Annotated in this window: 17 protein-coding genes and 1 riboswitch; of the genes, 14 read left to right on the forward strand and 3 right to left on the reverse strand. The window is 68.5% G+C overall.

Annotated features, from left to right (window positions below; all coding sequences use genetic code 11):
• The first annotated feature begins 143 nt into the window (after nt 1-143).
• The 9 genes from ACJQWM_RS07410 to ACJQWM_RS07450 all read left to right on the forward strand — a co-directional run bounded on the left by ACJQWM_RS07410 (nt 144) and on the right by ACJQWM_RS07450 (nt 11,287).
• Nucleotides 144-1,943, forward strand: a complete 1,800-nt coding sequence (locus tag ACJQWM_RS07410; protein ID WP_332702635.1) for a DUF885 domain-containing protein — start codon at nt 144-146, stop codon at nt 1,941-1,943.
• Nucleotides 1,944-2,290: 347 nt separating this feature from the next.
• Nucleotides 2,291-2,770 (forward strand): 30S ribosomal protein S6, encoded by a 480-nt coding sequence (gene rpsF, locus ACJQWM_RS07415; protein ID WP_332702637.1) that lies wholly within the window; start codon nt 2,291-2,293, stop codon nt 2,768-2,770.
• A gap of 12 nt (nt 2,771-2,782) precedes the next feature.
• A complete protein-coding gene (gene rpsR, locus ACJQWM_RS07420; protein WP_055899483.1) occupies nt 2,783-3,013 on the forward strand; it encodes a 30S ribosomal protein S18 in 231 nt (76 codons plus the stop codon).
• Nucleotides 3,014-3,169: 156 nt separating this feature from the next.
• Nucleotides 3,170-3,622 carry a 50S ribosomal protein L9 gene (gene rplI, locus ACJQWM_RS07425; protein WP_332702645.1) on the forward strand — a complete coding sequence of 151 codons (453 nt, stop codon included), beginning with the start codon at nt 3,170-3,172 and terminating at the stop codon, nt 3,620-3,622.
• A gap of 395 nt (nt 3,623-4,017) precedes the next feature.
• On the forward strand, nt 4,018-5,442 hold the full coding sequence (locus ACJQWM_RS07430; RefSeq protein ID WP_332702647.1) for a replicative DNA helicase: 1,425 nt from the start codon (nt 4,018-4,020) through the stop codon (nt 5,440-5,442).
• Between the two features lie 187 nt (nt 5,443-5,629).
• Nucleotides 5,630-6,721 carry an alanine racemase gene (gene alr, locus ACJQWM_RS07435; protein ID WP_332702649.1) on the forward strand — a complete coding sequence of 364 codons (1,092 nt, stop codon included), beginning with the start codon at nt 5,630-5,632 and terminating at the stop codon, nt 6,719-6,721.
• A 26-nt stretch (nt 6,722-6,747) separates the two neighbouring features.
• Nucleotides 6,748-8,211: a cryptochrome/photolyase family protein gene (locus tag ACJQWM_RS07440; RefSeq protein WP_332702651.1), complete on the forward strand. Its 1,464-nt coding sequence runs from the start codon at nt 6,748-6,750 to the stop codon at nt 8,209-8,211.
• A 280-nt stretch (nt 8,212-8,491) separates the two neighbouring features.
• Nucleotides 8,492-10,258, forward strand: a complete 1,767-nt coding sequence (locus ACJQWM_RS07445; RefSeq protein ID WP_332702653.1) for a S8 family serine peptidase — start codon at nt 8,492-8,494, stop codon at nt 10,256-10,258.
• A 321-nt stretch (nt 10,259-10,579) separates the two neighbouring features.
• Nucleotides 10,580-11,287, forward strand: coding sequence for a YiaD family glycine zipper/OmpA-like lipoprotein (locus ACJQWM_RS07450; RefSeq protein ID WP_332702655.1), 708 nt, complete (start codon nt 10,580-10,582; stop codon nt 11,285-11,287).
• Nucleotides 11,288-11,367: 80 nt separating this feature from the next.
• Here ACJQWM_RS07450 and ACJQWM_RS07455 read toward each other — a convergent pair whose 3' ends face one another.
• Entirely contained in the window at nt 11,368-11,622 is a 255-nt protein-coding gene (locus ACJQWM_RS07455; protein WP_411306747.1) for an MgtC/SapB family protein, read from the reverse strand.
• Between ACJQWM_RS07455 and ACJQWM_RS07460 the strand changes: the two genes are divergently transcribed.
• The 5 genes from ACJQWM_RS07460 (at nt 11,612) to ACJQWM_RS07480 (ending at nt 17,083) form a co-directional block, all read left to right on the forward strand.
• Nucleotides 11,612-11,887: an ATP-binding protein gene (locus ACJQWM_RS07460; protein ID WP_411306748.1), complete on the forward strand. Its 276-nt coding sequence runs from the start codon at nt 11,612-11,614 to the stop codon at nt 11,885-11,887. The genes ACJQWM_RS07455 and ACJQWM_RS07460 overlap by 11 nt on opposite strands.
• 89 nt (nt 11,888-11,976) lie before the next feature.
• Nucleotides 11,977-12,063, forward strand: a riboswitch (cyclic di-GMP riboswitch).
• 111 nt (nt 12,064-12,174) lie between these two features.
• Nucleotides 12,175-12,702, forward strand: coding sequence for a DUF4402 domain-containing protein (locus tag ACJQWM_RS07465; RefSeq protein ID WP_332702659.1), 528 nt, complete (start codon nt 12,175-12,177; stop codon nt 12,700-12,702).
• 130 nt (nt 12,703-12,832) lie between these two features.
• The gene (locus ACJQWM_RS07470) at nt 12,833-13,297 is read left to right on the forward strand and encodes a DUF4402 domain-containing protein (RefSeq protein ID WP_332702661.1); all 465 of its coding nucleotides are present in this window, start codon (nt 12,833-12,835) and stop codon (nt 13,295-13,297) included.
• Nucleotides 13,298-13,352: 55 nt separating this feature from the next.
• On the forward strand, nt 13,353-14,261 hold the full coding sequence (locus tag ACJQWM_RS07475) for a fimbrial biogenesis chaperone (RefSeq protein WP_332702663.1): 909 nt from the start codon (nt 13,353-13,355) through the stop codon (nt 14,259-14,261).
• 68 nt (nt 14,262-14,329) lie between these two features.
• The gene (locus tag ACJQWM_RS07480; protein ID WP_332702665.1) at nt 14,330-17,083 is read left to right on the forward strand and encodes an MSCRAMM family protein; all 2,754 of its coding nucleotides are present in this window, start codon (nt 14,330-14,332) and stop codon (nt 17,081-17,083) included.
• A 191-nt stretch (nt 17,084-17,274) separates the two neighbouring features.
• Here ACJQWM_RS07480 and treY read toward each other — a convergent pair whose 3' ends face one another.
• Entirely contained in the window at nt 17,275-20,127 is a 2,853-nt protein-coding gene (gene treY / locus ACJQWM_RS07485; protein ID WP_332702667.1) for a malto-oligosyltrehalose synthase, read from the reverse strand.
• Between the two features lie 268 nt (nt 20,128-20,395).
• Nucleotides 20,396-22,513 (reverse strand): 4-alpha-glucanotransferase, encoded by a 2,118-nt coding sequence (gene malQ / locus ACJQWM_RS07490; protein ID WP_332702669.1) that lies wholly within the window; start codon nt 22,511-22,513, stop codon nt 20,396-20,398.
• Nucleotides 22,514-22,627: the final 114 nt, after the last annotated feature.

The following is a 22,627-nucleotide window of genomic DNA, read 5'->3' on the forward strand; positions in this document are numbered from 1 at the left end:
TTCGGTTCGTCGGCAAGAGCAATCGCGCCCATGGGGCGCTCCTACAAATCCCGGGTAGCGCCGAGACCACACGACTTTCGTCATGGGGGTGCGGGGCCTTGGCGGCGTTAGACTCGGCCGCTACGTCCACCGGAGGTTTCGCCTTGATCCGATCCCTGCTGCTCACCGTCGCCATCGCGACCGCACTGTCCGCCACGCCGGCGCTGGCCCATTCGGAAAGAGCGCCTGCCACCGCCGTTGCGCCGGCCAGCCAGGCCCTGCACCAGCTGTTTCAGGAAGAATGGGAGCGCGGCCTGCGCGAAAGCCCGGAGACTGCCAGCTATCGCGGCGACAAGCGCTACAACGACCGCTGGACCGACCTGAGCCTTGACGCGCTCCGCGCCCGCCAGGCCGCCGACCGCGCGGTGCTGCAGCGGTTGCGCGCGATCGACCGGGATGCGCTCACGGCCCAGGACCAGCTCAGCTTCGATGTGTTCGTATGGCAGCTCGAGCGCTCGGTGCAGCGGCAGAAGTACAACGAATGGCAGCGGCCGCTGAACCAGCGCGGCGGCGTCCAGAACGCCGAGGGCATCGCCGAGGTGCTGCCGTTTTCCGACGCCGAGGACTATCGCGACTGGCTCGCGCGCCTCGAGGGCGTGCCGACCATGGTCGAGCAGACCACCGCGCTGATGCGCGAAGGTCTGGAGGCCGGCAACACACCGCCGCAGGTGCTGATGCAACGCGTGACCGGCCAGATAGACGCGCAGATCGTCGAGGACCCGGCGCAGAGTCCGTTCTACAAGCCGTTCACCGACATGCCCGAGAGCATTCCGGCGTCCGAGCGCGATGCGCTGCAGACCCAGGCGCGCGCGGTGATCGCTGAGCACGTGGTGCCGGCGTATCGCGACTTCGCCGTGTTTTTCGAGGACGACTACCTGCCGGGATCGCGCCAGACCATCGCCGCGGCGGATCTGCCCGATGGCGCCGAGTACTACGACTTCCTCGCCGGCCACTTCACCACCACCGACCTGACCGCCGACGAAATCCATCAAATCGGCCTGGGCGAGGTCGCGCGCATCCGCGCCGAGATGGAGCAGGTCAAGGCCGAGGTCGGCTTCGACGGCAGCCTGAACGAGTTCTTCGAGCACCTGCGGACCGCGCCGGAGTTCTTCTACGAGACCCCCGAGGAGCTGCTCGAGGCCTACCAGGCGATGTCCAAGCGCATCGACCCGGAGCTGGTGAAGATCTCCAGGATGATCCCGCGCCTGCCGTACGGCGTGCGGGCGATCCCAGACAACATCGCGCCCGACACCACCACCGCGTACTACCAGCCCGGTGCGGTCGACGGCAGCCGCGCGGGCTACTACTACGTCAACCTGTACAAGCCCGAAGTCCGGCCGAAGTGGGAAATGATGGCGCTGTCGTTGCATGAGGCGGTGCCGGGGCACCACTTCCAGTTCGCCCGCGGCATGGAGCTGCCGGACGTGCCGATGTTCCGCCGGGTCGGCTATTTCACCGCTTATGGCGAGGGTTGGGGTCTGTACGCCGAGCGCCTGGGCTACGACATGGGCCTGTACGACGACCCCTTTGATCGCATGGGCCAGCTCGCCTACGACATGTGGCGCGCGGTGCGGCTGGTGGTCGACACCGGCATGCACAGCAAGGGCTGGAGCCGCCAGCAGGCGATCGACTACTTCATGGCCAACGCGCCCAAGACCGAACAGGACGTGGTCAACGAGATCGACCGCTACATCGGCTGGCCCGGCCAGGCGCTGGCCTACAAGGTCGGCCAGCTGAAGATCTCCGAGCTGCGCGAGCTTGCCAGCCGCGAACTGGGCGAGGACTTCGACCTGCGCGCGTTCAACGATGCGGTGCTGGTGACCGGGTCGGTGCCGCTGCAGACGCTGGAGACGCATATGCGGGCGTGGATCGCGGCGCGGAAGGCCGAAGCTGCGGACGGCTGACGGGCACTTGGGCCAGCCGGATATCCACCGCCAGACGGGCAGGGCGGGTCTTGACCCGCCGCCGCCCTGCGGCGGGCTGTCGCTGGCGGGTTGAAACCCGCCTACAGGCCTGCGAATGGAAGCCGTCCAGGCGATCGGTTTCGCGATCGCGGCTGACGCCGCTCCTACACCTGCTCGAGACACATTGCCTCTGAGGTGTCGACTCTGCCATAATTCGCGGCTTCCTTCGGCTCCGGTCGAGGGAACCTTGCCCCACCGCGCCCGCTGGAACCGTTTAGATGGGGTGGCGGGGGGCTGACCCGGCCCGGGATCGCGTTGATCCGGCCGATATCCATAAGGAAAACGCCATGCGTCATTACGAAGTCGTGTTCCTGGTCCATCCGGACCAGAGCGAGCAAGTGCCGGCCATGATCGAGCGCTACAAGGGCTTGATCGAAGCGGGCGAGGGCAAGATCCACCGGCTCGAGGACTGGGGCCGCCGCCAGTTGGCCTATCCGATCGCCAACCTGGTCAAGGCCCACTACGTGCTGCTGAACATCGAGTGCAGCCAGGCCGTGCTGACCGAGCTGGTCGACGGGTTCCGCTTCAACGACGCGATCCTGCGTCATCTGGTCATGAAGCGCGACGATGCCGACACCGAGCAGTCGCTGATCATGAAGTTCAAGGACGAGAAGGGCGACAAGCCCGACCGCGGTGATCGCGGTGATCGCGGTGATCGGGGCGACCGCCCCGAGCGCGGCGAGCGCCGCCGCCGTGACGAAGATAGCGAAGGCGGCAACGCAGGCGACACCGCCAAGCCTGCCGACGACGACGCCGAAGCCGCATAAGGAACGCCCCCCATGTCCAAGTTTTTCCGCCGCCGCAAGTTCTGCAAGTTCACCGCCGAGGGTGTCAAGGAGATCGACTACAAGGATCTCAACACCCTGCGCCAGTACCTCACCGAGACCGGCAAGATCGTGCCGAGCCGTGTGACCGGCACCAAGTCCAAGTACCAGCGCCAGCTCTCGACGGCCGTCAAGCGCGCGCGTTTCCTCGCGCTGATCCCGTACACGGATAACCACAATGCTTGAGTAAAGCTGTCGTCCGCCAGGACGACACCACCTCCCCCTCTCCCGCCTGCGGGAGAGGGCAGGGGTGAGGGCAGCGCCACTTCGAGCGCGGCCACTTTTCGGACAGCGCAACCCGCTGCGGCGCATCGGCGTCGCTAACGAATACGGAGCAACACCATGCAACTGATCCTCCTGCAGAAAGTGCAGAACCTCGGCAACCTTGGCGACAAGGTCACCGTCAAGCCCGGTTACGGCCGCAACTTCCTGGTCCCGCAGGGCAAGGCCGCGCCGGCGACCGAAGCCAACCTGGCGGAGTTCGAGGCCAAGCGCGCCGACTACGAAGCCAGGGCCAAGGCCGCGCATGACGACGCCGAAGCCCGCCAGGGCAAGCTCGAAGGCGCCGCGGTGACGATCCACGTCAACGCAGCAGCCGAGGGCAAGCTGTACGGCTCGGTCAGCACGCGCGACATCGCCGAAGCCCTGACCAAGGCCGGCCACCCGGTGGAGAAGTCCGAGGTCATCATGGGCGAGGGTGCGATCCGACGCACCGGTGAGTACGACGTCGTCGTCCACCTGCACGCCGACATCGAGACCACCGTCAAGGTCACCGTGGCGCCGGAAGCGGCCTGATCCGGGTCCATTGCAGGGTTTGAACGAGGGCGCCGCAAGGCGCCCTTCGTTTTTGGCGCGCCCGGTCCCAGGCATTCGCCGTTCCCCCGCGCTCCTAGCCGTCGTTCCCGCTCTTATGCCGTCAACCCGCTTTGCCGCGGGCAACCCCGCTTTTATGAGTCATAACCCCCGTTTTTATGCCGTCATCCCCGCCTTCGCGGGGATGACGGCTTAGGGGACCGAGCGACTTTGGCGAGGTACACGTCCGTTCTGAACGGCTGAGACGCAGAACCGATAAAAATCCGGGTTATCCACAGGATGTTCCGTCGCGTACCCACAGCCGGAGTCCCTAGGATGCAGCCTCGCTGTCGAGTTCATGGCCACGGACCCGGCCGCCCAGGGGAGTCAAGCTACCGATGAACGTACGTCCGGGTCTGCGTGGTGAGTTTCGTGGTGACAAACGCTTCGAGACCCGCGCCGAGCAGCGCGTCGACCAGCTCCGGGTACCGCCGCAATCGGTGGAAGCCGAACAGGCGGTGCTCGGCGGACTGATGCTCGCGCCCGACGCCTACGACCGCGTCGCCGATCAGCTCACCGAACAGGATTTCTACCGCCGCGATCACCAGCTGATCTACCGCGCGATCCGCGAACTGGCCGAGAAGAACAAGCCGTTCGATGCGGTCACGCTGGGCGAGTGGTTCGAGTCGATCGGCGAGGCCGAGCAGGTCGCCGGCGGCGCGTACCTGATCGAGCTGGCCAGCACCACGCCGTCGGCGGCAAATATCGTCGCCTACGCCGAGATCGTGCGTGACAAGGCGGTGCTGCGGCAGCTGATCGAGGTCGGCACCGGCATCGTCAACGACGGCTTCCAGCCCGACGGCCGCGACAGCAGCGAGATCCTGTCGAGCGCCGAGCAGCAGGTGTTCGCGATCGCCGAGGCCGGCGCGCGCGGACGCACCGATTTCGTGCCGGTCAACAAGGCGCTGACCGAGGCCTTCGACGTGCTGCAGACGCGCTTCGCCGCCGGCGGCAGCGTCACCGGGCTGCCGACCGGCTACACCGAGTTCGACGAGATGACCGCCGGCCTGCAGCCGACCGACCTGCTGATCCTCGCGGCGCGTCCGGCGATGGGCAAAACCACGCTCGCGCTCAACATGGCCGAGCATGCCGCGATCCGCACCAAGAAGGCGGTGGCGGTGTTCTCGATGGAAATGTCGGCCAGCCAGCTCGCGCTGCGCCTGATCTCCTCCAACGGCCGGGTCAACGCGCAGCGCCTGCGCAGCGGACAGCTCGAGGACGAGGACTGGAGCCGCGTGACCAGCGCGATCCGCATGCTGCGCGACGCCAAGATCTTCATCGACGACACCCCGGGCCTGTCGCCCGACGTGCTGCGCGCCAAGGCGCGCCGGCTCAAGCGCGAGCACGACGTCGGCCTGATCGTGATCGACTACCTGCAGCTGATGGCGGTGCCGGGCAACAACGAGAACCGCGCCACCGAGATTTCCGAGATCTCGCGCTCGCTCAAGCACCTGGCCAAGGAACTCAACGTGCCGGTGATCGCGCTGAGCCAGCTCAACCGCTCGCTGGAAAGCCGCGCCGACAAGCGCCCGGTGATGGCCGACCTGCGCGAGTCCGGCGCGATCGAGCAGGACGCCGACGTGATCGTTTTCATCTACCGCGACGACTACTACAACAAGGAAAACTCGCCCGACAAGGGCCTGGCCGAAGTCATCATCGGCAAGCAGCGCAACGGCCCCACCGGCTCGATCAAGCTGAAGTTCTTCGGCGAGTACACCCGCTTCGACAACCTTTCACACGATTCGATCGGCAGCTTCGAATAACCCGGCGGAGACATCAGGCCCAACGTGTAGGAGCGGCTTCAGCCGCGATCCAGAACCGGTCGCCGAAGCCATGGTCCAGATCAGGGAAGCGCCAGATTTGCCTGGACGTCGGTAGCTTCCCGTGCTCGGATCGGAAAGCTCGCGGGCATGGCCGCTCCTACAGGGGCGGGCCCGCTAGAATCGGTCCATGGCCCGACCCATCTGCGCGACCATCCATACCGACGCCCTGCGCCACAACCTCGGCCAGATGCGCCAGCGCGCACCGAACAGCCGGGTCATGGCGATGGTCAAGGCCGACGGCTACGGCCACGGGCTGGAGCGCGTCGCGCGCGCGTTGGCCGGCGCCGACGCTTTCGGCGTCGCGGACCTGTCGGAGGTCGAGCGCCTGCGCGCCATCGGCATGTCGCAGCCGGTCCTGCTGCTGCCGGGCATCAATGAGCCGGTCGACATCGCCCGCCTGCGTGCGTTGAATGCCGACGCCGTGATCCACCACGCCAGCCAGCTCGAGATGCTCGAGCAAGCCGATGCGGGCGAGCCGATCCGCTGCTGGCTCAAGCTCGACACCGGCATGCACCGGCTCGGCTTCGCCCCCGACGAAGTGCACCAGGCGCATGCGCGGCTGTCGGCATCGCCGAACGTCGCCCCCGGCATCGTGCTGATGAACCACTTCGCCAGCTCCGACGCGTTGGACCGCGAGGGCTCCAGTGGCGAGCAGACGCGCGCGCAACTGCGCGTGTTCGCCGAGGCGACCGCCGGGCTGGACGGCGCGCGTTCGCTGGCCAACTCGGCCGCGGTGCTCGGCTGGCCCGCCGCGCATGCCGACTGGATCCGCCCCGGCGGTGCCCTGTACGGCATGTCACTGGTGGATGGTACGGTCGGCGCCGACTTCGGCCTGCGCGCGGCGATGACGCTGTCGACGCGGCTGATCGCAGTGAAGCGCGTGTGCAAGGGTGAACGGATCGGCTACTCGGCCACCTGGGAGTGCCCGGAGGACATGCCGGTGGGCGTGGCGGCGGCCGGCTACGGCGACGGCTATCCGCGTGCCGCGCCCGCCGGCACCCCGGTGCTGGTGTGCGGACAGTCGTCGCAGGTTATCGGCCGGGTGTCGATGGACCTCATGACGGTTGACCTGCGCGGCATCGAAGGCGCGCAGGTCGGCGCGCCGGTCACGCTGTGGGGGCCGGAGCTGCCGGTCGAGCGGGTGGCACTGGCGGCGGGCACGATCGGCTACGAGTTGACCTGCGCGCTCACACGGCGCGTCCGGTTGGTCGAGCGATAGGTCGCGCTGCGATCCGGGCGCCTCGGATGCCGACCACCCCCACCACCGCTGGGCACACGCGCCGCGACAGCCGCCCACTCGCGCTGGTCTGGTTCCGCAACGACCTGCGACTGGCCGACAACCCGGCGCTGCAGGCGGCGCTGGAGGGTGGCTATGTGCCGGTCCCGGTCTATATCCATGCCCCCGAAGAGCACGGCACCTGGGCGCCGGGCGCGGCCTCCAACGCCTGGCGCCACCGCTCGCTGGCGGCGCTCGATGCCGACCTGGTCGCACGCGGCTCTCGCCTGCGCCGGTTCTTCGGGCCGAGCATGGCGAGCCTGCAGACGCTGGTGGCCGCCACCGGCGCCGAGGCGGTGTTCTGGAACCGGCGCTACGAACCGCGGATCCAGCAACGAGACATCCGCATCAAGCGCGCCTTGCGCGGCAGCGGCGTGCGCGCGGAGAGCTTCAACGGCGCGCTGCTGTTTGAGCCGTGGGAGCTCAAGACCAAGCAGGACACGCCGTTCAAGGTGTTCGGCCCGTTCTGGCGCAGCGCGCTGGCTTCATGGCGGCTGGCGCAGACGCATGAGGCGCCGGCGCGCCTGCCCACCGCCGAGATCGACCTCAAGGGCGTGCCGCTGGAAGCGCTCAAGCTCGCACCGCTGCGCGGCTGGGACCAGCAGTTCTGGGACGAGTGGCAGCCCGGCGAGGCCGGCGCGCACGCGGCGCTGGACGCCTTTACCGACGGTGCCCTGCGCGGGTATGCCGGCCAGCGCGACCGACCCGACCGCACCGGCACCTCGCGTTTGTCGCCGCACCTGCACTTCGGCGAGATCGCCCCGTGGCGCGTGGTCACCATGCTCGAAGCCGAGCGTGGCCGCGGCAGTGGCGGCGACATCGACGTCGCGATCAAGGAGCTGGGCTGGCGCGAATTCGCGCATTACCTGCTGCACCACTTCCCGCACTCGGCCGAAGAACACCTCAACCCGCGGTTCGCCACCTTCGACTGGGCGCAGGTCGGCCAGCACGCACTCGATGCCTGGTGCAGCGGCCGCACCGGCGTGCCGATCGTCGACGCCGGCATGCGCCAGCTGTGGGCCACCGGCTGGATGCACAACCGCGTGCGCATGATCGTCGCCAGCTATCTCACCAAGCACCTGCGCTATCACTGGCTGCACGGTGCGCGCTGGTTCTGGGACACCCTGGTGGACGCCGACCTCGCCAGCAATACGCTTGGCTGGCAGTGGGTCGCTGGCACCGGCGCCGATGCCGCGCCGTACTTCCGCATATTCAATCCGGTCACCCAGGCCGAGCGGTTCGACCGCGATGGCCGCTACATCGCCCGATGGGTGCCGGAGCTCGCGTCGCTGCCGGTGCCGTTGCGCTTCGCCCCGTGGCGCGATGTCGACGCACTGCGCCAGGCTGCGCCCGGCTATCCGCCGCGGCCGCTGGTCGATCTGGGGCAGGGGCGAGCGGCTGCGTTGGCGGCCTACGCGCGGTCGCGTGGCTGAAGCTCCGGGCCGCTCGCGGGCGACCGGTCCGTCCAATGTGCTGCCTGCCGCGCCAATTGCAGCTGCGCTGCTTGGCTTAGTTGTGGCGCAAACCCGCAAAGTGACCCGTTGAAACCCGCGTTTCCGGTACTTTCAGCACTGTCGCACGGCGCCGCATATTGCAGCGCAGCACGGGGCTGCGCCCATCCGGTGCTATGTTCGTGCAGGTCGCGGGAGCGACCGGGCACATCAGATTAGAGACGTGCATCACTTTTATTTTCTGCGGGGAGTCATAAAAACGATGAAGCACACGAAACTCGTCAGCGCGCTTGCGCTGGGCTTAACGATGGCAATTGGCAGCGGCGCGGCGATGGCCGACGGACCCGACCCGGACCGGGTGTGGGTCAAGTTCAAACCCGGCAGCAAGGCGCAGGTGCAAATTGCATTGCGCAGCGCCGGCGGCACGGTCCACCACAGTTTCGACAACCTGCGCGCATTCGCGGTCAGCCTGCCGCCGCAGGCATTGCAGGGCATCAGCAACAATCCAAACGTCGAGTACGTCGAATCCGATGCCCCGCGCTACCCGATGGCGCAGCTGCAGCCCTACGGCATCGACATGGTGCGTGCGCCGCAGGTCTGGTCGCAGGGCGTCACCGGCGATGGCATCACCGTCTGCGTGATCGATTCGGGCATCCATTCCGCCCACGAGGATTTTCAGGGTGTCAACCTGGCCGGCGGCTATCCGACCGGTTGGGACAACGACACCTGCGGCCACGGCTCGCACGTGGCCGGCACGATCGCGGCCAAGAACAACCAGGTCGGCGTGGTCGGCGTCAACACCGGCGCCATTTCGCTGTACACGCTCAAGGTGTTCGATGGCGAGACCTGCGGCTGGAGCTACAGCTCGACCCTGATCGATGCGGCCAACCGCTGCGCCGAGGCCGGTGCCAAGGTCATCAACATGAGCCTGGGCGGTGGTCGCGCCAGCGTGACCGAGGAGAACGGTTTCCAGTCGCTCTACGACGCCGGCGTGCTGCACGTGGCGGCCGCGGGCAACGACGGCAACACCTCGCACAGCTACCCGGCCTCGTACGACAGCGTGGTGTCGGTCGCGGCGCTGGACAGCACCAAGCAGCTTGCGACGTTCTCCCAGCGCACCAACCAGGTCGAACTGGCGGCGCCGGGCGTGGGCGTGCTCAGCACCGTGCCGCAGATCTCGGCCAGTGCATCGGTCGACGGGATTTCCTACATCGTCTCGTCGCTCGAGTTCACCCATGAAGGCAGCGCCAGCGGCGCGACGGTCAACGGCGGTCTGTGCGACAGCGCCGGCAGCTGGACCGGCCAGGTGGTGCTGTGCGAGCGCGGTTCAATTTCCTTCGCCGACAAGGTCAACAATGTCTTCGCCGGCGGTGGCGCCGCGGCGGTAGTCTACAACAACGCGCCCGGTGGCTTCAGCGGCACCCTGGGTACGGCCGGCCCTGCGATCCCGGCGGTCAGCATGAGCCAGGAAGACGGCCAGTACCTGGTGGCCAACAAGATCGGCGCAAGCGCCTCGGTCAGCACTATTCCGGACAACCAGGGCAACGGCTACGCCTACTACGACGGCACCTCGATGGCGACCCCGCACGTGGCCGGCGTCGCCGCGCTGGTGTGGAGCGCCAACCCGGCCTGGACCAACCAGGAAGTGCGCAACGCCCTGGCCGTCACCGCCGAGGACCTGGGCGATGCCGGTCGGGACGACTCCTACGGCTGGGGCCTGATCCAGGCCGATGCCGCGCTGGCGGAGTTGCAGAGCGGCGGCGGGACCACCGAGCCGGAGCCGGAGCCCGATCCGACGTTCACCCTGAGCGGCAGTTCGTACAAGGTGAAGGGCGTCATCCACGTGGACCTCAGCTGGGCCGGCTCGACCGCCACCAGCTTTGACGTCTACCGCGATGGCGGCCAGATCGCGACCGTGGGCGGTTCCAGCTACACCGACAACACCGGTATGAAGGGCAGCGTCAACTTGCAGTACCAGGTGTGCGAAGCCGGCACCACGACCTGCACCGCGACGATCACCGTCAACTAAAGCACTGTCGAAGCATCACGCCTGATGCATTGGAAGGGCCCGGAATCCGGGCCCTTTCTCTTTTGGTCCGCACCGTCGCGTGCCGAAATTCTGTAGGAGCGGCTTCAGCCGCGATCGGAGCACCGGTGGGCTTGGTGGGCCCGGATCGCGGCTGAAGCCGCTCCTACAAAGGCACATAGGCTCCAGCACATGGGGCGCCGTATTTCGCCCTGCTCGAACGTTGATCTGAATGAAGCGAGCGCGTCGTCACCCGCCCGTTACGGTCGCGTGCTTAGCTTGTGCCGCATTCAGTACCGCAGCCAACCGTCAGGGAAAAATCCGATGATCAAACACACCAGACTTGCGCTCGCCGCAGCCGCCATGACCACGATGCTGGCCGGCTGTGCCACCACCGGCGGCGGCTACTACGGCGGACAGCCGCAACAGTATCCACCGCAGGAGGAACAGGACGGCATGAACCGCACGCAGCGCGGCGCCCTGATCGGCGCGGCGGTCGGGGCGGTGGCCGGGCTGCTCAGCGGCGACGATGCCACCGAACGACGCCAGCGTGCACTGGTCGGCGTCGGCGTCGGCGGCTTGGCCGGCGGTGCGATCGGCAACTACCAGGACCGCCAGGAGCGCGCCCTGCGCGAACGCATGCAGGGCACCGGTGTCGACGTCGTGCGCCAGGGCGACAACATCACCCTGAACATGCCCAACAACATCACCTTCGGCTTCGACAGCGCCAGCCTGCAGCCGCAGTTCCACAACGTGCTCGACGGCGTCGCCGGCACCCTGCAGGAATACAACCAAACTATCGTCGAGGTCGCCGGCCATACCGACAGCGTCGGTACCGATGCCTACAACCAGCAGTTGTCCGAGCGCCGCGCCGCCGCTGTCGGCAACCACCTGATGGGGCAGGGGCTGATGCGCGACCGTTTCATCCTGATAGGTGCCGGCGAGACCCGCCCGGTCGCCAGCAACGACACCGAGGCCGGCCGGGCGCAGAACCGCCGGGTCGAGATCACCCTGGTGCCGATCCGCAGCTGATCCTGGCGAGTCATGGATTGCATCGAACGGGCCGCACGCAGCGGCCCGTTCTTTTTGGCGCACGTGACGGACCGCGGCGTTTACCGGTCGCGTTGGCGGATTCCATCCTCCGGCTCGTCGCGCGCATCCTTGCCGAGCTTGAGGCGCTCGAACGCATTCAACAGCGTCAACACGATCAAGGTCAGGGCGGTCGCTGCCATGGCCAGCACATAGTGGCCGAAACCGGTGGCCACGCCGATGACCGCCACCATGAGCAGCGAGGCGGCGGTGGTGATGCCGGCGATGGTGCCGCTGCCGCGGCGCGCGAAGATGGTGCCGGCGCCGATGAACGACACCCCGGCGACCACCGCCTCTACCGACAACGGCGTCGGAATCCCGCAGGCGGCGCGGGCGCACCTGTTCCAGTCCTTTCAGCAGGCCGAGGTTTCGCCAGCATCAACAAGCACCTGTAGGAGCCGCATCAGCCGCGCACGCCGCCCTTGTAGGAGCGGCTTCAGCCGCGAGCTCTTCGATCCGGCCGGCGAAAATTTCCGCCTGCGGGCAGCCATGTACAGCTTCGCGGCTGAAGCCGCTCCTACAAAGAGCGCTGAGCCGCCTTGAACCGGCCGATTGCATCGGGCCGACCACCAGATAACGAAAACTTGACATTCGACACAGTACCGGCCGTCGAATGCGCCGATGATGCGCCTGCACGATAACGGCATACCGGTTCGAAAGAACGGGACGCAAAGCTACCGGCCTACAGGCGATTCGCCCATGGCAGCGGGGCTACCGAATGCAACTCAGCGATTCCTCGACAGGCCGCACCGGCCTGCACCGATGAGCCCAGGTTGCCGTGCCTCGCTACCACGCGAGTACCACTTCGCAATTAACCAGGGGCTATTCCCATGAGCATGAAAACCATCGTCGTCAGCGCCATCGCGCTGAGTGCTGCCGCGTTTGCGTCCACCAGCATCGCGGCCGAGGCCACCGCCAGTGGCACCGGTACCGTCATCAAGCCGATCGCCATCGTCAAGGCGGTCGACCTCGTTTTTGGTGAGTTCGCGCCGGGTGCAGGCGGCAGTGTCACCGTCAGCACCAGCGGTGCGCGCACCGCGACCGGCGCCATCCTCTCGACCGTCGGCAGCTCGCCTACCGCAGCCAAGTTCGACGTCACCGGCGAGGCCGATGCCACCTACAGCATCGCGATCGCCCCGTCCGCCAACCTGGCGGATACCGCCACCACGCCGAACACGATGGCGCTGGAAACCTTCAGCGACCTGACCGCTGGCAACGCGGTCACCGGTAACGTCGCGACCGGCACCCTGACTGCCGGTGCGCAGTCGATCTATGTCGGCGGCAAGTTGACCGTCGGTGCAACCCAGGCCGCCGGCACCTACAGCGGCAACGTCAAGGTCACCGTCGAGTACAACTGAGCGTTCGGCACGACAGCGAAAATGGCGCGGCATTGATGCCGCGCGATCTGGCGGAGCAAGGCGGGCATGTCCCGCCTTGTTTCTTTAGACTGGCGAGCAGTGAATCCCGGTTGCTGACGAGATCGGTGTGATGCATTCCGCGAATCCGCATCGTCTCCTGATCGCACTGGCATGTGCTGCGGCTCTTGGGCCTGCGGCCGCCGCCGAGGTAGTCATCAGCAACGTCCAGCCATTGGCCTTTGGCAGCTTCACCGCCGGCCCCGGTTCGGTCACCGTGGGTGCCGATGGTGCCCGCGTGACATCGGGCAACGTGGTGGTGCTTGGCACCGACCCCGGCCAGGCAGCGCAGTTCGTCGTCACCGGCGATGCCAACACCAGCTTTGCGGTGACGCTGCCCGCCGACGGTGTGGTGACGCTCGGCAATGGCAGCCTGAACATGCCGGTGAACGCTTTCACCAGCAGCCCCGCATCCACCGGTGTGTTGTCCGGTGGCGGCAGCCTGACCTTGAACGTAGGCGCCACACTCGAGGTCGCCGCCGGTCAGTCCGCCGGCGGCTACTCAGGCAGCTTCACGGTGGTCGTCAACTACAACTGATTCACCCGGATGCGCCTATGGTCTGGCGTGTCAGCCCCGCCAACAGGAAGACGCCATGCCGTCCTTGATGGACCCCGTAACCACGACCGCAGCCACCATGCAGGGCGCGGGCCCGATGACCCGCATCCAGCGGCGCTGGCCGGCAGTGACGGCACTACTCGCACTGCTGTCGCTGTTCGCCGCTCCGGCATCGGCGCAGTTGATGGTGCATCCGACCCGCATCGTGCTGGAGCAGAACCAGCGCTCGGCACAGATGGAGATCATCAACAACAGCGACGAGGCCGCGACCTACCTGATCACGCTGGTCAACCGGCGGATGGACGAGCACGGCGGGTTTTCGGAGGTCGATGAGCCCGCCGCCGGCGAGCTGTTCGCCGACCCGATGCTGCGCTATTCGCCGCGGCGGGTGAGGCTCGCGCCCGGTGCGGGACAGGTGATCCGCATCATGGCGAGGAAACCGGCCGGGCTCGCACCGGACGAATACCGCTCGCACCTGTTGTTCGCCCAGCAGCCCGATCCGATCGGAACGCGCGATGCCGGGACCACCGATGCCGGCCAGACCGAGGAGATCGGCGTCGCCCTTACCGCGCTGATCGGCGTATCGATTCCGGTGATCGTGCGCCACGGCGAGACGGCGGCCGAGGTGTCGCTGACCGATCTGGCTCTGCAGGGCGCCGTCGCCGGCCAGCCACCAATGCTGTCGCTGGACATGCAGCGCAGCGGCAACCAATCGGTATACGGCGACCTCACTGTCAGCTTTGCGCCGACGGGCGGCGCGGCGCAGGTGGTCGGACGTGCAGGCGGCGTGGCGGTGTACACGCCCAACGCGGTGCGGCAGGTCAAGCTGCTGCTGGACCCGCCGGACGGCCTGGTCCTGGCTGATGGCGTGCTCACGGTGCGCTATCGCGAGAAACCCGAGCAGGGCGGGGCACTGCTGGCCGAGGCCTCGCTGCGGCTCCCCTGAGCCGCATCCTCGATGGATCTCATGCCGGTGCGGGTCGTCCTGCTGCGAGGAGCCTCGAAGCCCGACACATGCACCGGACGGACTTCGCACCGCGCGCGCGTGTGGCCGTGGCGCTGAGGCGCGGTGCGTTGGCGCTCGCGCTGGGGTTGCTGGTGGCGCAGACCGGGCACGCCCAGGCGCAGGCTAAAACCCAGCCCCAGCCCCAACCCCAACCCGTGGCACCTGCACCGGCCCGTCCCGCGCCCGCGCCCGCGCCCGCGCCCGCGCAGCAGGCGGCGAGCGAATCGGACATGCTGCTGCTGGAGGTGCGGGTCGATCGGCAACTGGTCTCCGAGGCAGTCGTCGCCTACCAGTCCGGCGAGCACATCCTGCTGCCGCTGGGCGAACTGTCGCGCCTGCTCACCCTGGCGATCACCACCGACCCAGGGCGCGGCACCGCGAGTGGCTTCGTGCTCGAGCAGGGCCGCAGCTTCGGCCTCGACCTCGCGCGCGCCACAGTGGTGCTGGCGGGGCAGAGCGAAACCTTCGATCCGGCGCAGGTAGAGCTGCGAACCGACGACATCTACGTTTCCACCCGCCTGCTGGCGCGTTGGCTGCCGATCGACGTGGAAGTCGACCTGTCGCGGTTGTCGCTGGAGGTGCGGCCGCGCGAACGGCTGCCGCTGCAGTTCCGGCTGGAGCGCGAAGCCAGGGGCGCGCGCGCAGGCGGGCGCGATTCTCGACCCGATCCGGGCTATCCGCGCCACGAGATTCCGTACCGGCTGGTCGGCACCCCTTTCATCGATCAGACCCTGAGCCTGGACTATCGCGGCGGAAACGGCCGCAACAGCCTAGACAGCCGCTATACCGCGTATGCCACCGGCGACGTGCTCGGGATGCAGGGCGCGCTCTACGTCAGTGCCGCCTCGGGTGGCGACGCGCCCGGCGCCCGCTTCACGCTGGGGCGGCAGGATCCGGACGCGGCGCTGCTGGGACCGCTGCGCGCGCGCACGGCCCTGGTCGGCAGCGTGCCGGTGCCCGCGGTCGCCCACATCTCCCGCAGCAGTGCGCTGGGCGAGGGCTACGTGATCAGCAACCGGCTGCTGTCGCAGCCCGACAGCTTCGGCCAGCACAGCTTGCAGGGGCCGTTGCCGCCGGGCTGGGACGTGGAGCTGTACTTCAACGAGGCCCTGGTCGGTTTCCAGGCCTCCGGCACCGACGGGCGTTACCATTTCGACGACCTGCAACTGCTGTTCGGGCCCAACGAGTTCCGCCTGGTGTTTCACGGCCCACTGGGCGAGGTGCGGGTCGAACGCGAGACCTTCCTGCTGGAGCAGTCGCTGACCCGGCCCGGCGAGTTCTTCTACAGCGTGGCCCAGCAGCGCGACGAAGATGGCCACGCGCGCGCACTGGCGCAGTTCGACTGGGGGCTGACCGAACACCTCGGCGCGACCGGCGGCATCGTGCGGACACCCGTGGCCGGAATCGTGCAGGACTACGCGAACGTGGGGCTGCGTGCGCACTGGCGGTCGCTGATCGTCGGCGCCGAACTGGCCCGCTCGGGCGATGGCGGTTCGCTGGTCCAGGCGACGCTGCGCACCCGGCTGGGCAGGTGGGCGATCAATGCCGGCCATGCGCGGCTCGATGATTTCACCAGCGAATGGTTCCTGCCGGCCGGCGACCCGGTGCGCTCCAGCACCACGCTGCGCGCCGACGGCCGGCTGCCGTGGCCGTCGGGCTCGGTCCGGCTGCCGCTCACGATCGATCTCGGCCACGAAGTGCGCGAGTCCGGTGCAAGCCAAATCGATCTTGCCGGCAGACTGTCGGCGAACGTGCGCGGCACCGCGGTGACCGGGCAATTGCGCTGGCGGGAGTTTGACGGCCAGGGAGCAAACGCGCAGGAGCTGGCCGACGCAACCGTGCAGCTGAGTCGGCGAGTGCATGGGTTCAGCGTACGCAGCCAACTCAACTACGCCATCGCGCCCGACAGCCGCCTGACTTCCGTGGCGATCGCCGCCGATCGGCGCCTTGGCGCCGGCTACCTGCAGAGCTTCGGGGCGACCCGCCTGTTCGATTCCTCCGAAACGCTCTACACCACCGGCCTGACCAAGAGTCTCGGCAGCTTCGGGCTGGGCATCAACGCCGGCTATTCTTCCAGCGGCGACCTCAGCATCGGCCTGCGCCTGTTCCTGGCGATGGGCAGGGAGCCCAGGACCGGCCACTGGCACCTCGATGCGCTGCCGATGGCCAACACCGGGGCGGTGTCGGCACTGGCGTTCCTCGACGACAACATGAACGGCCGCATTGATCGTGGCGAACAGCCGATTGAAGGCGCCGGTTTTTCCATCAACGACGGCAGGCAGGCGGTTGCGACGAACGCGCAGGGCATTGCCTACCTGGAGCGCCTGCCGGTGCTGCGGCACGCCGATGTGGCGGTGCTGACCGACACTCTCGAGGACCCGCAGTGGCTGCCCACCCGCGAAGGCGTGCGCGTGGTACCGCGGCCGGGCGCAGTCGCGCAGCTGCAGTTTCCGGTGATCATGACCAGCGAGGTCGACGGCACCGTCTATCTGCTCGAGGACCAGCGCCGGCGCGAGATCGGCAACCTGGTGATCGAAGTGGTGGACGGCGCCGGACGCGTGGTGGCTACCGGCACCAGCGCCGCCGACGGCTACTACGTGGTGACCGGCGTGCCGGTCGGCGAGTACCGGGTGAGGGTCTCCCCCGGGCAGATGCAGCGCCTGGGCATGGCCAGCGTCGGCACTCAGGAGGTGTCGGTGACCCGCGACGGCTGGTTCGTCAGTGGGGTCGATGTCGAGGTGCGCGCCACCGCGTCCGATTGAGCGGGCCGGGGTGTGCGCTTTGTAGGAGAGCCGCATGGGCGCTACGCACGCGGCCGCGTCACTCCACATCGCGGGCATGGCCCGCTCCTACAATAACGCGGGCCTTTGTAGGAGCGCCCCATGGGCGCGATGCAGGTCGCGGTGAAGCCCCGGCCACCTTACAGGACCGGGAACCATTTATAGGAGCGGCTTCAGCCGCGAGCTTGTCCAATCAGCACGCTCATCGGCCAAGGATCGAGCAGTTCCCGCACCAATGTGGCGCCTGCGAGGCGGCGCGTGTGTCCGGTCAGGGCTTCACGCCACTGGCCCGGCGGCAGGTCGAGCGTCGTATCTTCCCAGCGCTGCGGGTCAATCCGGGGCGTCTGCGCGTCCGGTCCCAGCAGCGGCCAGCCCAGGCGCGGTGCGATGACTACCGCGACCTCGTCGCGGTGCCGTCGCTGGAACGCGATCGCGTGGGTCGCGCGCGCACCACGCAGCGTCAGCGGGTGGTAGTCGCCGTCGGCGAACAGCGCGGGGCATTCGCGGCGTGTGGCCAGCACGCGCCCGATCAGCCGCTGTTTCAGGCGCCCGTCGCGCCACTGATGGAACAACTGCTCAAGCGGCGGCTGCTCGCGCAGGCCAGCCTCGCGCGCTGGGTAGTCGACCGCGGCACGGTTGTCCGGATCGACCAGCGAGAAGTCCCAGAACTCGGTGCCCTGATACAGGTCCGGCACACCCGGCGTGGTCAGGCGCAGCACGGACTGGGTCAGGCTGTTGAGAGCGCCGGCTGCGGCGATCGACTGTGCGAAGTGCGCCAGCTCGCTAACGAACCCGTTGCCCGGTTCGCATGATAGGCAGGCGTGCAGGAACCTCTGGCAAGCCGCTTCGTAGGGTTCGTTGGGTTGCGCCCAGCCGGAATGGCGTTTGGCCTCGCGCAGCGATTTCTGCTGCCAGCCGCCAATGCGTGCGGCAAACGCGTCCGCGCCGCCGCCGTCGTCCGCTGCGAGCCCGAGCGGCCAGGCGCCGACCAGCATCTGGTACAGCATCAGCTCGTCAGCGGCATCGGGCGCGGGCGCGCCATCCACGTCGCTGCGCAGGCCCACATTGCGTGCGCGCCAGGCATGCACCCGGGTCGACCACACCTGCGGCAGTTCGCTGAGCACCGCCAGCCGCGCCCGCGTATCCTCGCCGCGTTTGTGGTCGTGGGTGGCGGTGGCCAGCAGGGTGTACGGCGTGGTGCGCTGCCGTTGCCGACAAGCCTCGTGGAAAGCATCGACCGACAGCGCGAAGTGGTCCGGCTCGGCGCCGACTTCGTTGCGCGAGAGCAGCCGGCCGTAGCGGTAGAAGGTGGTGTCCTCGATCGCCTTGGCCGCGACCGGCGGGGTCAGGCGCTGGAAGCAGGTGATCGCGTACGCGGTTTCGTCCGCGGCGCCGGGCGGGGCATCGCCCGACAGCCAACGCAGCAGCAGCGCCATCGTAGCGTCGTCGAATTCGGCGCCGGACACGCGGGCCGATCGCGCGGCCCGGGCCAGTATCTGCACGTCCAGCCGATCGCATCCGGCCGCATCCACGTAGGTGCGGTACACCGGGAAGTGCACGATCAACTCAACCAGCGCCATGCGCAGCGCCTCCGGGGCGATCGGTGCATCGGCGCGTCCGGACAGCGCCTGCAGGGCGCGGACGGTGGCGTCGAGATCGGCGGCGAAGTTCTGCAGCGTCATCTGGCGCCGCGCGGCCAATGCCTGCGTCGCGTAGTCGGCCGGCCCGGCCAGCTCTTGCCACAGCTGGGCCATTGGCGCCGCGCCATCGAGGTCGTGCAGCAACGCGCCGACCTGATCCATGAACTCGTAACCAGTGGTGCCATCGACCGGCCAGTCTCCGCGCAGCGTTTCGTCGGGCGCGAGGATCTTCTCGACGATGAGCCAGGCCGGCCCGCGCGCGGCCTCGGCCGGACGCTGATGCTGCACTGCATGCAGGCGCTCGCGCAGCCGCCGGCAGTAACCACGCGGGTCGACCAGGCCGTCGATGTGGTCGATGCGCAGGCCGTCGACCAACCCCTGCGCGTAGAGCTGCAGCACCAGTGCGTGGCTGGCCTCGAACACGTGCTCGCGATCGGGACGGATCGCGACCAGCTCGTTGATATCGAAGAACCGGCGCCAGTTGATCCGGCGCCAGGCGTCGGTCCAGTGCGCAAGCAGGTAGGGCTGGCGCGAGAGCAGCGCGTCGACGCGCTCGCGGCCGCTGGGCGATGCCGACGCGTAGCGCGCGAGCGCGGCATCGAGCGCGGCGCGTCCATGGCCGGTCCGCGCGTGCACGTGCAACGCGGCGAGCGCCCGCTCGAAGGGCTCGCCGGGTGCGGCGCTGTCGAACAGGCGTGCGAGTCCGACCAGTTCGTCGACTCCGCCGAGCACCCTCGCATACGCCCTTGCCGCAAGCGGGAAGCGCTGGTCGGCGGTGACGAGGTATATCCGGGCGGTGCTGCCGCCGTGGCGTGGCTGCACCTGCGCCGTGGATTGCGGCTGCGCGGGGGCGGTAGGGGATGCGGAGGCGATGAGGTCTGCGCGTGCGCCGGCTTGCGCATCGTCTGCATCGAGCTGCAGATGGAACCCACCCTCGGCCAGAATGTCGTCTCGCTCGCGGCCCAACGTCGGTACCAGCACCCGGCCGTGCAGGTCGGCGTCCGGCGAGTTCCAGTCGATGTCGAAATAGTCGGCGTAGTCGCTGTCGCGGCCCCACTCGAGCACGTCGCGCCACCACGGGTTCTCGATGCTCGCGGCCATGTGGTTGGGCACGATGTCCAGCACCAGGCCCATGCCGTGCGCGCGCAGTGCGGCGACCAGCCGCCGCAGCGCCTCTAAACCGCCGAGCTCGGGATTGATGCGGCCCGGGTCGATTACGTCGTAGCCGTGGCTTGAACCGGCGCGTGCGGCCAGCAGTGGGGAGGCGTAGATATGGCTGATGCCGAGCGCGGCGTAGTAGGGGACGGTGGCGGCGGCATCGTCCAAGGTAAAGCCGGCATTGAACTGCAGGCGCGCAGTGGCGCGGGGTGGGTCGGGTACGGTCATGGTGAACCCTGGGCACCCCTCGACAGCGGGTTGTTGGGAGTCTGCTGTTGCCGTCGAGCGCCGATCCGTCCCCGCCCGACCCATCCCCACCCAACCCTCCCCTTGAAGGGGAGGGCTTCAGGGCTTGTCTCCTTCCCCTTCAAGGGGAAGGCCGGGATGGGGATGGGTTGGCTGTTGGGTTTGACGTCGACTTGGCGCTTGAGGGCCAACCCATCCCCACCCAACCCTCCCCTTGAAGAGGAGGGCTTCAAAGCAACCGCAGCGGCTGTCATGGCGTCCCCCGGCGGGCCACATCGAGCGCCGACAGCCGTTGCCGCGCCGGCTGCGAGTCGAACACCGTGTCGATATCGGCCGGCAGGCGTCGTCGCCAGTTCGGGTGCTCGTCGCGGGTGCCGGGTACGTTGGGCGTGTCGGTCAGGCCGAGCACGTCCTCGACCGGCACCAGCGTCAGCGCCGCCGGGGTGCGTCCGACATGCGCAACCGCGGCGTTGACGAATTCCGCGGTGGCGGCGCTCTCCGGCTGCGGCGGTTCGCTGTCGCCGTCGCCGCGCCTATCGGCGTGGATCGTGCGCCACATCCGGTCGCGGTCGTCCTCGCGTTGCGCCAGCTGCTCGTCGAGCTCCCCGGGATCGGCCAGGCCGAGCTCGCGCCGCACCTCGATGTCACGCCCGAGCCACCAGCCGGCCGCGGTCGGCAGGTCGTGGGTGGTGGTCATCGCGATCGCCTGACTGCGCCATGCCGCCGCCGGCGCGAAACCGCCGCGGGCATCACGCTCGAACCACAGCACGCTCATGCCGAGCACGCCGGCCTCCGCCAGGGTGTCGCCAAAGCCGGCCGGGACCGTGCCCAGGTCCTCGCCGACCACCAGGCAGCGGTGCCTCCACGACTCCAGTGCGATCAGCCGCAGCAGGTCCTGCTTGGGGTAGGCCAGGTAAGCACCGTCCAGCGGCGAGGCGCCCTCTGGCACCAGCCACAGCCGCATCAGCCCCATCACGTGATCGATGCGGATGCCGCCGGCGTGGCGCATGCAGGCGCGCAGCAGTTCGATGAAGGCGCTGAAGCCGGTCTCGCGCATCGCGGTAGGCGACAGCGTCGCCAGGCCCCAGACCTGGCCGCGCATCGCCAGCTCGTCCGGCGGGGCGCCGATCGAGAGTCCGACCAGGGTTTCGCGCTGGCGCGACCAGACATGGCTGCCGTTGGGGTCCGAACCGATCGCAAGGTCGGCGAGCAGGCCGATCGGCATGCCGGCGCTGCGTGCGTCGCGTTGCGCCTTGCCCAGCCCGCGCGCGGCGAGCCATTGCAGGAACGCGTGGAAGCGCACCGTGCCGACATGCTCATGCGCGAAACGCTCGACCGCCGCGCTGCGCGGGTCGCGATAGGGTTCGGGCCAGTCGCGCCAGCTCCAGATGCCCTCGCTCAAGAAGTGCGCGTGCAGGGTCTCGAAGCGTGCATGGTCTTCAAGCGCGGCATCGGCGTCGCGACGATGCTGCTCGAACGCGGCGACCAGTGCCGGCTCCATCGCCAGCGCCTCATCGAACAGCCGCCGCAGCACCGCGAGTCGCGCAGCACCGGCCGCCTTCCAGTCGATCAACGGATCGGCCTCCAGACGCGCGATCGCGGAGCCCAGCCCGAGCGCTTCGCGTGCATGCGCTGCCGCATCGCCGAAGGCTTCGCGCGGATCGACGTGCAGTGCATTGAGCAGCAGCCGGCTGGAGGGCGAATACGGACTGCAATGCGCCGGCTCGGCCGAGAACATTGCGTGCACTGGACTGACCGCCAGCGCCGCGGCGCCGTCGTGCGCCAAGCGGGCGGCAAGATGGCCCAGTGCGCCGTAAGTGCCGATGCCGCCATCGCCCGGCATGTTGAGCCCGTACAACTGCGCGGCCAGGCCCCAGGGGCGGGGCGGCCGCGACGGATCCGATGACGGGCCGCACAGCTCGGGCACGCCGATGCATTGCCGCGGCGCCACCGCCACGGTCGTGCGGGTATCGCCGATGAGCAGGTGGTGGTAGCCGGGCGTGTCGATGGCCGGCAGCACGGCATCGCCGTCGCGTTCGTGCAGGCGGCCGCCGAGGCGGCCGCCGCGTTCCAGCGTCAACTCGAAAGCGGCGTTGCTGCCGAGCTTCTGCCCGGCCAGCACGGTCGGCTCGCCGCAGGCAGCGGTGATCAGCGGCGGCAGCTCGCGCGACTGCGAGGCGGCCTCCCGGCGTGCGCGGCTGTCGGCGAGCTGGCCGGCGCTGTCGCAGGGCAGCTCGAGCGCCGACAGCAGGTGGCGTAGCGTGTCGGACGCGACCTCGTGGGTCTTGCCGCGGAAGTCGTCCCAACGCGGTGAGATGCCGGCGCGCTTTGCCAGGTCGTCAAGATCGGCTTGCGTGGCGTTGCTCATGGCGATTTCGCGCTGGCTTTGTTCGCGGCCGGAGGGCAAGCCGCCGTAGGGTGGGCACGTTGTTTGTGCCCACCGCAGCCGGTGACGGAGGGCACCAGAAGCGTGCCCACCCTA

Source organism: Novilysobacter longmucuonensis, from assembly GCF_046600735.1.
GTDB classification, from domain to species: Bacteria; Pseudomonadota; Gammaproteobacteria; order Xanthomonadales; family Xanthomonadaceae; genus Novilysobacter_A; species Novilysobacter_A longmucuonensis.

Excerpts from the sequence above, each read along its gene's own strand:
- rpsF (WP_332702637.1), top strand. The coding sequence starts at position 2,291 with ATGCGTCATTACGAAGTCGTGTTCCTGGTCCATCCGGACCAGAGCGAG.
- rpsR (WP_055899483.1), top strand. The coding sequence starts at position 2,783 with ATGTCCAAGTTTTTCCGCCGCCGCAAGTTCTGCAAGTTCACCGCCGAG.
- rplI (WP_332702645.1), top strand. The coding sequence starts at position 3,170 with ATGCAACTGATCCTCCTGCAGAAAGTGCAGAACCTCGGCAACCTTGGC.
- ACJQWM_RS07430 (WP_332702647.1), top strand. The coding sequence starts at position 4,018 with ATGAACGTACGTCCGGGTCTGCGTGGTGAGTTTCGTGGTGACAAACGC.
- alr (WP_332702649.1), top strand. The coding sequence starts at position 5,630 with ATGGCCCGACCCATCTGCGCGACCATCCATACCGACGCCCTGCGCCAC.
- ACJQWM_RS07440 (WP_332702651.1), top strand. The coding sequence starts at position 6,748 with ATGCCGACCACCCCCACCACCGCTGGGCACACGCGCCGCGACAGCCGC.
- ACJQWM_RS07445 (WP_332702653.1), top strand. The coding sequence starts at position 8,492 with ATGAAGCACACGAAACTCGTCAGCGCGCTTGCGCTGGGCTTAACGATG.
- ACJQWM_RS07450 (WP_332702655.1), top strand. The coding sequence starts at position 10,580 with ATGATCAAACACACCAGACTTGCGCTCGCCGCAGCCGCCATGACCACG.
- ACJQWM_RS07460 (WP_411306748.1), top strand. The coding sequence starts at position 11,612 with ATGAACGACACCCCGGCGACCACCGCCTCTACCGACAACGGCGTCGGA.
- ACJQWM_RS07465 (WP_332702659.1), top strand. The coding sequence starts at position 12,175 with ATGAGCATGAAAACCATCGTCGTCAGCGCCATCGCGCTGAGTGCTGCC.
- ACJQWM_RS07470 (WP_332702661.1), top strand. The coding sequence starts at position 12,833 with ATGCATTCCGCGAATCCGCATCGTCTCCTGATCGCACTGGCATGTGCT.
- ACJQWM_RS07475 (WP_332702663.1), top strand. The coding sequence starts at position 13,353 with ATGCCGTCCTTGATGGACCCCGTAACCACGACCGCAGCCACCATGCAG.
- ACJQWM_RS07480 (WP_332702665.1), top strand. The coding sequence starts at position 14,330 with ATGCACCGGACGGACTTCGCACCGCGCGCGCGTGTGGCCGTGGCGCTG.
- treY (WP_332702667.1), bottom strand. The coding sequence starts at position 20,127 with ATGACCGTACCCGACCCACCCCGCGCCACTGCGCGCCTGCAGTTCAAT.
- malQ (WP_332702669.1), bottom strand. The coding sequence starts at position 22,513 with ATGAGCAACGCCACGCAAGCCGATCTTGACGACCTGGCAAAGCGCGCC.